The 12,611-nt window shown below is 69.9% G+C and carries 8 protein-coding genes; 4 read left to right on the top strand and 4 right to left on the bottom strand.

Annotated elements, in window-relative coordinates; all coding sequences use genetic code 11:
* Positions 1–712: 712 nt before the first annotated feature.
* Positions 713–1,990: a hypothetical protein gene (locus CED_RS24165; protein WP_160172357.1), complete on the top strand. Its 1,278-nt coding sequence runs from the start codon at positions 713–715 to the stop codon at positions 1,988–1,990.
* A gap of 134 nt (positions 1,991–2,124) precedes the next feature.
* Positions 2,125–3,546, top strand: a complete 1,422-nt coding sequence (locus CED_RS02745) for an ABC transporter substrate-binding protein (protein WP_011435093.1) — start codon at positions 2,125–2,127, stop codon at positions 3,544–3,546.
* 59 nt (positions 3,547–3,605) lie between these two features.
* Here the strand turns inward: CED_RS02745 and CED_RS02750 are convergent, their stop codons facing one another.
* From CED_RS02750 to CED_RS02765, 4 genes are all read right to left on the bottom strand, one after another.
* Positions 3,606–4,202, bottom strand: a complete 597-nt coding sequence (locus CED_RS02750) for an ATP/GTP-binding protein (protein ID WP_011435094.1) — start codon at positions 4,200–4,202, stop codon at positions 3,606–3,608.
* Positions 4,183–4,542: a DUF742 domain-containing protein gene (locus CED_RS02755; protein WP_011435095.1), complete on the bottom strand. Its 360-nt coding sequence runs from the start codon at positions 4,540–4,542 to the stop codon at positions 4,183–4,185. The genes CED_RS02750 and CED_RS02755 overlap by 20 nt, the downstream gene beginning before the upstream one ends.
* A 25-nt stretch (positions 4,543–4,567) precedes the next feature.
* The gene (locus CED_RS02760) at positions 4,568–4,990 is read right to left on the bottom strand and encodes a roadblock/LC7 domain-containing protein (protein WP_084680666.1); all 423 of its coding nucleotides are present in this window, start codon (positions 4,988–4,990) and stop codon (positions 4,568–4,570) included.
* Positions 4,987–8,892, bottom strand: a complete 3,906-nt coding sequence (locus tag CED_RS02765) for a nitrate- and nitrite sensing domain-containing protein (RefSeq protein WP_035908487.1) — start codon at positions 8,890–8,892, stop codon at positions 4,987–4,989. The genes CED_RS02760 and CED_RS02765 overlap by 4 nt, the downstream gene beginning before the upstream one ends.
* Positions 8,893–9,431: 539 nt before the next feature.
* Here CED_RS02765 and guaA point away from each other — a divergent pair.
* Both guaA and CED_RS02775 read left to right on the top strand, forming a co-directional pair.
* Complete coding sequence (gene guaA, locus CED_RS02770) at positions 9,432–11,000, top strand: glutamine-hydrolyzing GMP synthase (protein ID WP_173645780.1); 1,569 nt, start codon at positions 9,432–9,434, stop codon at positions 10,998–11,000.
* Positions 11,001–11,232: 232 nt separating this feature from the next.
* Complete coding sequence (locus CED_RS02775) at positions 11,233–12,387, top strand: threonine/serine dehydratase (protein ID WP_035908488.1); 1,155 nt, start codon at positions 11,233–11,235, stop codon at positions 12,385–12,387.
* Positions 12,388–12,611: the final 224 nt, after the last annotated feature.

Raw genomic sequence — 12,611 nt, forward strand, 5'->3', positions numbered from 1 at the left:
TCCCTGGAACGGGCACAGCTCGCCCCGTGTTCAACTGCCCCGTGTTCAACTGCCCGGTGTGGGCACGCCCGCAGTGGGCCCGGGCGCCCCGAACCGGGAGGCCGGCGAGGTCCGTCCCGGTGGCGGCGGATCCGCTGGTCCGGGCGCGACCTCATCAACTCCGCCCCGCGGATTCGGGGGCGCGGAAGCCTATCTGCCGGGATCGGCGTCGAGTCGTCCCGGCAGGGACCCGGGTCCGGGAAAAAGGGGCCCGAACGGCGGTTCCGGGGGCAATGGCGGTTCCGGGGTCAATGGCGGTTCCGGGGTCAACGGCGCCGGGGGCCTCAACGGCCTTCCCGTGGGTAAGGCCGCCGGCGGGAACGGCGCGTTCCCCGCCTCCGCCGACCTCACCGTCGGCCGGCAGGGCCCGGCCACCGGGGGCCTGCCCCCACACTTCCGCCAGGACCGTCTGCGCTCCCGCCAGGATCGTCCGCGGGACCCCCGCGACGGCGGAGCGGATCTTGCAGGCTGGCGGACTCCCCTGCCCGGCACCGGAGATGCCGTCCGTTCTCTCCCGCCCAACGGGCCCAACGGGATCGCCGGACTGGTCCCCGGCCGCCAGGACCCGCTCTCCGGACCGCTCCCGGTGGCCCGGCGACGATCGCCGGTGGAGGCTGCGACGGGGAGCGACTGGCGGGNGNCGGCGNATCGGGNGTCTGGNCCGAGGGACTCGTTGGCCGGTCCGACCGACCGGCTGTCCGGCCAGAACGGGCCGTCCGCTCCGGCCCGCGGCCGGGCGCTCGCGGCCCCGGAGCGGCGGGCGGCTGCCGAGGTCGACGCCGATGCGTCGCGGGCCAGCGGCCGGCCCGGCGACCTGGCTGTACCTCGGGTCGAGGAGACGATGACGACCGCTCGTCCGCTGTACCGGCCAGACGCCTCCGCGTTGCCGGCCGGGACCGGTGCGCGTGGCCTGGTCGGAACTCCGTTGTCGCCGGTGGGGCGCCGACCCGAGTCTCCCTCGGAGAGGACGTCCCTGGTGCCCCGGCGGGGATCGGGAAAGGCCAGAGGTGCCGGCGCCGCGCCGGATGACGACAGCGGCTGGCAGCCCTCCCGGTCGGTGCGCAAACCGAGTGGTCGCAGTGTGCCTGCCGACCGCCGCCGCACCCCGAATCCGGTGACCGACACCAACAGTCTCCAACCGGTCTCGGCTCCCCAGCCCATCCGGTCATCAGGATCGACGCGATCGGGTGAGGGGGGTGCGGCGAGCGCCGGCGAGCGCCGGCGTGGCACCGCGGACCGGGCCGGTCGCGCGGGCGGAACCGGCGCCAGGAGCCGTGGACATGCTGGCCGGCATGAGGAGGGCGCCGGGGTCGGCGGCCATTCCGGGCCCGGGCGGCGGGCCTACGGACGTGATGCCCGCGCGGTGGGGCTGCGGGAACAGGGGGATGCCCGGGATGAGCCGGAGGGCGAGGACTTCTCCGGCGAGGATCGCCTCGCCTGGCTTCGTCAGGATTGGATCGGTCCTTTGGCCGTTGCGTTGGTCCTCGCGTTGCTCGCGGTCGGCGGCTATGCACTCCTGCGCGGCGATGGCGGCGGCAAGAGCGCGCCGTCGGTTTCGCCGGCTCCCCCCAGTGGCTCGCCGACGCCCACCACGACCAGCCCGGACGCGATCAATGGCAAGGCGATGATTGATGGCAGTTGGGAATGCCGGCTGGTTACCGGGACGAATCCCCTGAAGCTGTCCGACAATGTCGTCGGTGTGCTCGTGGTCGAACGGACCGCCGGTGCCTACAGCTGGGACGGCACCGCCGGTCAGTACACGATCACGCCGGTGGCCGGTAACGACGGCGGGAATGTGATCGGCAACGTGAAGTTCACCAGCGGGCCACTGAAGGATCTTTCGGGGGTGCACATCGCCAAGCCCGGGGCCGGAATCCGCGACAAGGCGCAGGGCACGCTGGAACTCACCGCGAGTGGCAGCGCACCGCACCGATACTGCGGGGTGAACTGAGGAGATCCATCCCCACGCTGACGGTAAGTGAAACACCGATATGTCGGATCTAAGGCGCCTCTGGTAGCCCGGGATCTGCCGAGTTCCGACCCCCGTTGTCGGATTCAGGATGGCATGGGGCAGGATCAGGTGCCATGCTCAGGTCTGACCGTGGTGAGGGTGGCGGACGGTGTGCCGCCGCTGGCAGGACGGATGTGGCTGGCGGTGCGGACGGGGGCGTCCCCGTTCCCCGGGAGAGCGGCCGACGGACCGTTAACCGGCGTGGTCTGCTTCGCTGGGCCGGGACCGCGGCGGTCGCGGCACCGGCCGCCGGGCTGTTGGCCGCGTGTGGGGGCTCATCCTCCTCGGCCAGCGCGGCGCGCAAGGTACGTCTCGGCTATGTGACGTCCCGGACGGGGGCGTTCCGCAGCCACAGCGTGGTCGACTCGTATGTGGTGCAGACGATGCGCACGATCTTGGCCGATGGCGTGAAGGTGGGGAACCGCACCTATCCCGTCGAGATCTTCGTCCGGGACTCCGAGTCGGACCGCCATGGCGCCGGGATTGCGACAACCGACCTGATCTTCAAGGACAAGGTCGACATCGTGCTGGTCGGTGGCACCTCCGACACTGCCGTTCCCGTCGCGGACCAGTGCGAGATCAACCAGGTTCCCTGTATCTCCACAATCGCCCCGTGGCAGGCCTGGTGGAATGGCCGGGGCGGCAACGTCGACATGCCCTTCCGCTGGACCTACCACTTTTTCTGGGGCATGGAGGACCTGGTGGCGACCTACGTCGCGATGTGGAGCCAGCTCGGGATCACCAAGGTGGGGCTCATGTATCCGGACGACGACGACGGCCGCGCGTTCGCCAACCCGGACTTCGGAATTCCCACCATCCGCAATTACAACAATCTCCGGCTGACGTCGCCGATGTCAGCCGGCTACGCAAGCGGGGCGCCCTCATTCAAGACCTATATCGATGAATTCGAGAAGAACGGGGTGCAGGCCGTCGTCGGCGTGTCCCGGGCCGCGGACTTCGCCACCTTCCGGAAGGAGACCAGGACCTTCGGTTACTCGCCGAACGCCCTGACGATCTCCAAGGCGATCTACTTCCAGGAGGATGTGCGTGGCCTCGGTACCGGTGGTGACGGTCTTACCACCGAGGTGGCGTGGTCACCGGCGCATCCCTTCCGCAGCTCGCTGACGAACAAGACGTCCCTGGAGCTGGCCAACGACTTCACCAGCGCCCGCGGCCAAGGGTGGACCCAGATCCTTGGATTCTCGTACGCCCTGTTCGAGGTCGCCGTCAAGGCGCTGAGCAACGTCGACTCCCTCGACAACCGAGAAGCCGTCGCCACGGCCATCCGCGACGTCGACGCCCAGACCATCGTCGGACCCGTGGCGTTCGGAGCTCAGCCCAACGTCCCGAAGAACGTGGCTCGTATCGCCCTCGTCGGTGGTCAGTGGAACCAGAACCAGCAGGCGAACGATTTCGACCTCAAGATTGTCAACAATACGGGTAATACCAAGGTCCCGCTGGATGCCGAACTCCGCAAGCTTCCCCCGCCCGTCTGAGCTCGGGTCGGCTCGCTTGCCCGGGGCGACTGGCACCGGCCGCCCCGGGGCGGATCACCTCAGGTCCCTGCGGTCGCCCGCGACATCGTGTGCTCGACCACCGCGATCAGCGCGCTCTTGGTGGAGTCGCGGTTGCGGGCGTCGCAGGTGATGACGGGAACGGCCGGGCTGACCTGCAGTGCTTCCCGGACGTCCTCGATCGAGTGCCGCAGGATCCCGTCGAAGCAGTTGACGCCAATCACGAAGGGCAACTGCCGCTGCTCGAAGTAGTCGACCGCGGCGAAGCAATCGGCCAGTCGGCGGGTGTCGGCGAGCACGATCGCACCGATGGCTCCCCGCACGATATCGTCCCACATGAACCAGAAGCGGTACTGCCCGGGGGTGCCGAACAGATACAGGATCAGATCTTCGTCCAGCGAGACTCGGCCGAAGTCCATGGCGACCGTGGTGGTGGTCTTGTCCATCAGGTGGGTGAGGTCGTCGATGTGGGCTCCCGCCTCGGTCATGACGGCCTCGGTGCGCAGCGGGACGATCTCGGACACCGAACCCACGAATGTGGTTTTCCCGGCGCCGAATCCGCCCGCTACCACGATCTTCACCGAGGTCGTGGCGACGGCGGAGTTGACCCGCCTGTTGTCAGAGCTTTCGAAGGCCACTGAGAACCCTTTCGAGCAACGCGAGATCCGGTGCCTCGTCGCGGTCAGGCTGCTGGTGGACGCGGACGAAGCCTTCGTCCGCCATATCGCCTACCAGCACGCGGGCCACCCCGAGGGGCACCCGGAGGCCGGCTGCGATCTCCGCGATGGATCGCACCTGCCGGCACATGGCGGCGATGGTCTGTTGCTCCAGGTTGAGGCCGATCGCTCGTTCCTCGCCGAGAGGCGTCGTGAAGACGAGTGCCTCGATGGCGAGTTCATAGCGCGACCGNGTGCGCCCACCGGTCATCGCATACGGACGGACGACCGGCCCGGGCGTGCCCTCGGGATCGATACTCACCCTGACTCCCTGTGTTGCCGTCCGGTCACCGCGGAAGGGTTCCCTGCAGTTCGGCGCGCAACGCCGGGGTCAGGACGTCCTTCGCCCGGCTGACCAGCAGTGCCATCTCATAGCCGACCAGACCGATGTCGCAGGACGGTGCCGCGAGCACTGCCATGCTCGCGCCGTCACTGATTGCCATGATGAAGAGAAAGCCGTGCTCCATCNCCACGNCCGTCNGGGTGACGCCGCCCGCCTCGAAGACGCGGGCGGCGCCCTGGGTCAGGCTCACCAGTCCCGAGGCCACCGCGGCGAGCTGGTCGGCGCGATCCCGGGGGAAACCGTCGGAGACGGCGAGTAGCAGGCCGTCTGCGGACACCACAACGGTGTGGGCGACACCCGGGACGCGATCGACAAAATTGTTGATCAACCAATTGAGGTTCTGGGCTTCAGAACTCACGGGTGTCACCGTTCCTCCTGCGCGTCACGTCGAGGATTCCTCGCGGTGTCGACTCCGACATCACGTCCCTGCCGTACGCCCTGGTAGAAGCTGGCAAGCCGGCCTCCTACAGCCTCAGGAGATCTGGCCGAGGTGTCGGTGGGACGCCGGCGGGGCGCGGGTTCGGCGCTGCCGGGCACGAGATGGGTCATGGGAACTCGCACCGGTAGGCCCGACCGCGTCACGCCGCCTGTGCTCGGCTGACGCAACAACTCGGCCGCCTGCCAGCCGGCGTCCCCGGGAGATGTCCAGTTCNCCCGGGACGGGGGCTGCTGGGGCGTTGCCTGGTGCTGTGCTGGCTGGTATTGCCCTGCTGGTTGATGGTGTGGGGCCGTCTGATGCTGGGCCGCGAAGGCCGGGACGGGCGGAGCCGCTGACGGCGCGTCCGTCGCGGGCTCCTCCCGTGCCGGTGTCCGGGTAGCCGTGAGCGGATCGACTCCGGAGCGGGCGGGGCCGCGTTGCCCGAAGGCCCCACCGAGCCCCGGACGGACCGGGGAACGGGGCGGTGGCGCCGCCCCACCGGCNCCCGGCCCGGTGGGGCGGGCCGCCGCGGCCGCCGTCGAATGCTGGGCGGGCGCCCGATCGGACGGAGAACGTCGCTGGAACCACGCCGACACGGAGTCGAAGATCGGCGACGTCTCGATGTCGTCGGTGTCCCGGTCTGCCGTGGTCTGTTCGCCGGTGTCCTCGCCGGAGNCCGCCTCTGTCGTCCCGGTGTCGCGCAACCGCCGGGACGCGAGCGCCGACGCCAGCCGGTCGCGGGGACCGGTGGACTCCGTGGACTCCGTGGACTCCGTGGACTCCGATCGTTCCTGCGGAACGGGCCGGTTCTCGGAGCGGGCGAACACGCTGCCGGCCCCGGGGGGCGGCTCCTCGGCCGACCGGGGCCGCTCACCGGCATCGGGCCGGCTCTGGCCGGGCGGTGTCGGGCCGGGCGGTGTCGGGCCGGGCGGTGTCGGGCCGGGCGGTGTCGGGCCGGGCGGTGTCGGGGTGGGCGGTGTCGGGGTGGTGTCGGGCTGCCCGGTCCGACCGGGCCCGGTGGCGCCGCCGGAACGTGGTTTGGTCCCCCAGCGGTTGTCCCCGAACGACACCGGTCTCGTCTCGTCCGTGACCGGATCGTCCCGTCGTCCGAATCCGCGCCGGTCGATGGTCTGGGTGTCCGGTACGACGTCGGGGGGCGGTTCGAGCCGGCCACCGGGAGCGGTGCGGCCGCGGCCGCGAAGGGCATCGAGGTCGAGCCCCCGGTCGTCGAGCTGCCGTGGGTCACGGGGATCGTCCTGCCCACTGGAGCCGGGCCGCTCCCGGGCTCCCGGGACCGGGTGGTCCTCGTCGTTTCCTCCCCGCCCGAGTAGATCGTGCGGCAGGGTCGGCGGAGCGGCGCTGATGCCATCCGTCTCGCTGTCGCGCTCGGTGCCGCCGTCGAGGCCGGGAGCGAAGTCGTCCGGCCCGAAGTCGCGATCATCCGCGGTGGGCGGCGAACCCGTCCGGTCGGATCCGAGCTGAGCGGCGGCCAGCGGCCCGGTGAGAGGGAACGGCCCGGTGCTGGGGAACCGCCGGGGCCCGCTGGAGTCGTCGAAGAGGCTTTCTGGTCCGTCGGATTCACTCGCGGTCCGGTGCCCGTTGGCCCCGGTGCCGTTCGTCGACGCGACCCTGCCGTCCACCGGTTCGGGAGTTCCCGAGCCGGTGCGTTCCGGCCGCTGCGGGGCACGCGGTCCGGTCGGGGAACCGGGGATGGCCGGCGAGTCGCCGACGCGGGTTCCCAACGCCGGCGCGGCGGGCCGGGCCGGTCCCGTGCCGGCCCCGCCGTCTCCGGTCACCAGCTTGGCAGGCAGCCGGACGACAGCGGTGATACCTCCGGAGGCGGACTCACGCAGCTGGACGTGAATGCCGTGGCGGCTGGCCAGCCGACCGACCGCGAACAGGCCCATGGTCCGTGACACCGACACGTCGACCACCGGCGGGNTCGCCAGTCGGNCGTTGACCCGTTCGAGTTCCTTGGCCGGCATGCCGATGCCCTGGTCCTCGATCTCGATCATCGCCCCNGCCCCCGGACCGAGCGAGCGGCTGGTGACGAGGACGCTGGTGGCCGGCGGCGAGTACGAGGTGGCGTTCTCGAGGAGCTCGGCGACCAGATGGACGACGTCGCTGACACCGTTGCCGGCGATGGACACCGCGGCGGCCGAGGTCTGCTTGACGCGGGTGTACTGCTCCACCTCGGAGATGGCCGCCAGTACGACCTCGTTCAGTGGGACGGGGTGTGTCCAGCGCCGAGCGGTGTCCGTGCCGGCGAGGACGAGCAGGCTTTCGTTGTTCCGCCGCATACGAGTGGCGAGGTGATCCAGCTTGAACAGGTTGGACAACTGGTCCGGATCCTGCTCGCGGTTCTCCAGCTCGTCGATGAGACGCAGCTGCCGTTCGACCAGTCCCTGACTGCGCCGGGAGAGGTTCACGAACATCGCGTTGACGTTGTTCCGCAGCGACGCCTGTTCGGAGGCCAGCCGGATCGCCTCCCGGTGAACCTCGTCGAAAGCCCGCGCGACTTCGCCGACCTCCTCGTCGGTGTCGATACCGACCGGTTCGATCGAGTCGTCGATGTCCAGCTCGGTGGAATCGCGCAACCGACGGACGGCCTCGGGAAGCCGATGGTCGGCGACGTCCAGCGCGGCAGTCCGCAGCGCCAGCAGGGGGCGGACCAGCGATCGCGCGACGATCAGTGCGGCGAGCAGGGCGAGGGCCAGGATGAGCAGGATCAGCAGACCGGACAGCAGCGCGTGGCGCTGGATGTTGCCCCGCAGGGTGCCCGCGCGGGCGTCGACGAGGCCCAGGAGCTTGTCAACGGCTTCCGTGCCGGTGTCGATGGTTCGCTGGGTCGCCTGGTCCCATTTCTCGGCTTCCAGCGCGGTCAGCGGCTGACCGATGGGCGCGTTCAGAATTTCTTCGACGTAATTCTGGGTGTTGCGGATGTCCCCGTTGGTCTCGGTGTCGATCGTCGGTTCGTAGACCGCGAGCTGGTTCGGTAGAGCGGCGTTCTCGAGATCGTTGCGCTGGCGGCCCCGCTGGGTCTCGGCCGACAGGAACTCGCGATAGTCGTCTGCCGTGAAGACCTGGTTCCCGTTGCGGGTAAACAGGCCGTGGATGAGTGTCTGCTCCTCGGCGAGAAGTTCCGTCCCGGACATCAGGAAGTAGGCCGTGTTGACCCCGGCGTTGAGCTCCTGGTCGTCATTTCCCTGTGGGATCAGCCGGATCAGGTTGACCAGTGAGTCAATGATCGGCTGAAAGGCGGTCTCGACCGCCTTCCTGTCGATCAGCCTTTCGATCGTCTGCCGCTTGGCGGGCAGCGTGTCCATCCGGCTGCTGACGTCGTCGAGAGCGCGGCGTACCTCGCTGCCGAAGGACCCTCGCCGCTCGTTCGCAGCTGACTTGTACGCCCTGTAGGCTTCATCGACCGCCGCCCGGCGGGTTGGAATCGTGCTCCCGTCCCGGGCGCCGACGGGACCGCTGGCGACGAATCCGGTGCTGTAGGTGCGCTCGGCCTGCAGGGCGTGGACCAGCCCGGCCGCGGAGCGGCTGATCTCGGTCAGATCGGACNCCCGGTTGACGTCCCGCGTGCTCGTCAGCACCGTACCCGCCTCGATGGACGAGTAGGCGAGGATCGCGATGACAGGCACGGCCAGAATCGCGATCAGCTTGGTGCGTACCCGCCAGTTGGTGGGGTTGGCGGCGGCGCGACGAAGGCGCGCCAGTCCCGACCCGGCTGGGTTCGGTGGCGCGGCGGATCGACCATCGCGCTGCCCGCCGTCTTCGGCGTCCACGGGCGAACCCGGCGCCACTGTCGGCTCCGAGTCTGCGGCGATGCCCGTGCTGCTGGCCATCGGTTGTCTGCGCACGTACCTTCGCAACCTCTCCGCCAGCCTCCCGGAACAGGTCGTACCAGGATGGCTCGGTATCGGGCCCGGATGTCCCTTGTCAGGCACCATAGCGGTACGAAGTCGGCATCCGAAAGGCGCCTACCGTAAGCGCCTTGGTGGCCGCACGTCAGTTGTCGCTACTGCGCGCGGAGTCACCACTACCGTAACCGCCGGGGAAGCCCGACATCGGGCGTCACTGATGATCGAAGCGCTTGTCGGGGTGAGTGAACCGGGCTGAAGGCGCAAACTCGGCATCCTAGACATCTCCTACATGAGCCCTTACCGCCTTCGCGGCGGTGCCCGGTGCGCTTCGTCTGTTCCGGTGAAGGCCGTGGGAGATGGTTGGGCGCCTGGACGGACCGGTGGGGTCGCCGTGTCCGTAGGCTTGCGGGGTGAGCGAGTTGCAGCGTAGCAGTGCTGGCCGTGGTGCGGAGCCGACGGATACCGGCGCGGTTCGGGATGTTCCGCGGTCCCCGGCGGACGGCCCCAGCGGCCCGTCCGCGGTGGGGCCTGCGGGCTATGACACCGTGCTGGTGATCGATTTCGGTGCTCAGTATGCCCAACTGATCGCCCGGCGCATACGCGAATGTCATGTGTATTCGGAGATCGTCCCGTGGGATATGTCGGTGGACGAGATCCTCGCCCGGCGTCCGTCCGCACTGATCCTTTCTGGCGGCCCGAAGTCCGTCTACTCGCCTGGCGCGCCCCGGGTCGATCCTGCGTTGTTCGCTACCGGAGTGCCTATTCTCGGTATCTGCTATGGCCATCAGGTCATGGCTCAGGCGCTTGACGGCGCCGTCGCGCGCACGGGAACCGCCGAGTACGGAGCAACTCGTCTGTCGGTGTCGGATCCCGGGGTTCTCTTCGACGGTCTGCCCGTTGTCCAGCAGGTCTGGATGTCGCACGGCGACTCGGTGACCGCCGCGCCGCCCGGCTTCCGGGTAACGGCTTCCACGCCGTCGGCCCCGGTCGCCGCCTTCGAGGACCCCGCGCGTCGTCTCTATGGCGTGCAGTTCCACCCGGAGGTGGTCCACAGCGAGCGAGGCATGGACGTGCTGCGGCACTTCCTGCTCGTGGGTGCGGGCTGCCGGCCCACCTGGACGATGATCAACATTGTCGACGAGGCTGTCGCGGCCGTCCGGGCCCAGGTCGGGACCGGACGGTTGATCTGCGGTCTGTCCGGCGGGGTGGACTCCGCGGTCGCTGCCGCGCTCGTGCACCGGGCGGTGGGAGACGCGCTCACCTGCGTCTTCGTCGATCATGGTTTGCTGCGGGCCGGCGAGGCGGAACAGGTCGAACGCGATTTCGTCGCGACTACCGGCGTGGATCTGGTCCATGTCAAGGCGGCCGACCGGTTCTCCGCCGCGCTGTCCGGAGTGACCGACCCGGAGCGGAAGAGGAAGATCATCGGTCGTGAGTTCATCCGGGTTTTCGAGGAGTCCGCCCGCGAACTGGAGGTCCGGGCGGAGGCGGAGGGCGCGACGATCGACTTTCTCGTGCAGGGGACATTGTATCCCGACGTGATCGAATCCGGCTCGCCGACGGCCGCGAAGATCAAGTCGCATCACAACGTCGGTGGACTGCCCGAGGACCTGCGGTTCGATCTGGTCGAGCCGCTTCGGACCCTGTTCAAGGACGAGGTCCGTCGGCTCGGCGAGGAGCTGGGGCTGCCCGAGGAGATCGTCTGGCGCCAGCCGTTCCCGGGCCCGGGCCTCGCCGTCCGCATCATCGGCGAGGTCACGCCCGAGCGGCTCGACGTGGTGCGGGCGGCCGACGCGGTGATCCGGGAGGAGATTCGCAAGGCCGGCCTGGACCGCGAGATCTGGCAGGTCTTCGCGGTGCTGCTCGCCGACGTGCGGTCGGTGGGCGTCCAGGGTGACGAGCGTACGTACGGCTTCCCGATCGTCCTGCGCGCGGTCACCAGCGAGGACGCGATGACCGCCGACTGGGCCCGGCTGCCCTACGGCCTGCTGGAACGCATCTCGAACCGGGTGGTCAACGAGGTGCCGCAGGTTAACCGGGTGGTGTACGACATCACCTCCAAGCCTCCCGGCACGATCGAGTGGGAGTGACGATCCCGGATCGGAGCGCGTGCCCGTCGGACGACCCCCGCCGACGGGCACGTTTGACGTCTGGGCGGGACCGGAGCACCCTGGATGATGTGACCCCGCACGAGATGGCCATTACCTAGGCGCGCGACCGATCATCGGGTCCGCGCCTCGCCCTTCCGCCTTGTCCTGGCGGGGGGCTTTTTTATTGCCGCGGTCATGGTGAGGTGGCCGCTCAGCCGCCGGGAGATGCTCCATGACCGCAGCAGCCGCAGACGACCGATCGGTAGCCCCGGACGCCGAACTCTGGGCGTCGGACATCCGCGCCGCGGCCCGCGTCCTTGCCGGGGTGGCACGACGGACCAGGGTCGTGCGGGATCTCGGCCTGTCGGCGGCGGTCGGTGCGCCCGTCTGGCTCAAGTGTGAGCACGAGCAGCACACCGGTTCGTTCAAGCTTCGGGGCGCCTACCACCGGGTGGCCACCGCGGATCCGGCGACGCGGGCCCGGGGGGTGGTGGCGGCCAGTGCCGGTAACCACGCCCAGGGAGTGGCCTTCGCGGCCGCGGCCTTCGGCGTCGAGGCGACCATCTTCGTGCCGGTAGGGGCCAATCCGGTCAAAGTGGCGCGGACGCGCCGGTGGGGCGCCCGGGTCGAGAAGATACCCGGGGGGGTGGAAGCGGCGCTCGCTGCGGCCGCCACCTTCGCCGCCCGGGGAGACCGGCTGCTGGTCCACCCGTTCGATGACCCGACGGTAGTGGCCGGGCAGGGCACGATCGGCTTGGAGTTGCTCGATCAGGTGCCCGATCTCGGCACCGTTCTGGTCGGGGTGGGCGGCGGAGGGCTGATCGGCGGGCTGGCCGCGGCGGTGCGGTCCCGGCGCCCCGATGTGCGAGTGGTCGGAGTGCAGTCCGTGCTGTCGTCGGCGTTTGCCGCGTCGCTGCGGGCTGGCCGGCGGCTCACGGTGCCCCCCGGTGGGGCTGCGACGCCCGGTGCCGGAACGACGCCCGGTGCCGGAACACTGCGGGGAGTCGGGACGATTCCGGGCAGCCGGACGTCCGAACAGCCGACGGCGCCACGTTCGTCACGGGTGGTCCCGGCGTCGACCACGATCGCCGACGGTATGGCGGTGAANGCTCCGGGGGTCCTGACCTTCGCCCTTGCCGCACGCCTGGTGGACGAGATCGTCACGGTCGATGAGGCGGCGTTCTGGGAGGCGATGGTGTTGCTGCACCGGGCCGGCCACCAGGTGGAACCGGCCGGCGCCGCGGGGGTCGCGGCCTTGTTGCGTCGAAGTGATCTCGCGCAGGGCCCGACGGTGGCAATCCTGTCGGGTGGCAACATCGACCCGGGGGTGGCCAGCAGGGTGAAGGCGCTCGCGGCCATCCCGCCGAGCGCGTCGAGTACCGCNTGACTACGCGACTACGCGACTACGCGACTACGTGGCCGCGTGGCCACGTGGCGTGGCCGCTTGGCCGCGGGGCCGCCTGACCGCCGGTGGGCCGGGCGTTGACGCGGACCACGGCCATCGACGACCCGCCCTCGCGCGCGGGGCGGGGCGGGAACGACGGACAATAGGCTGGTCAGCACGCGGGTCGACGACCACTGGGCGTGGACGTGTGATGGTCATGCGGTGGC

This window comes from Frankia sp. CeD, assembly GCF_000732115.1.
In the GTDB taxonomy this organism is placed as follows: domain Bacteria; phylum Actinomycetota; class Actinomycetes; order Frankiales; family Frankiaceae; genus Frankia; species Frankia casuarinae.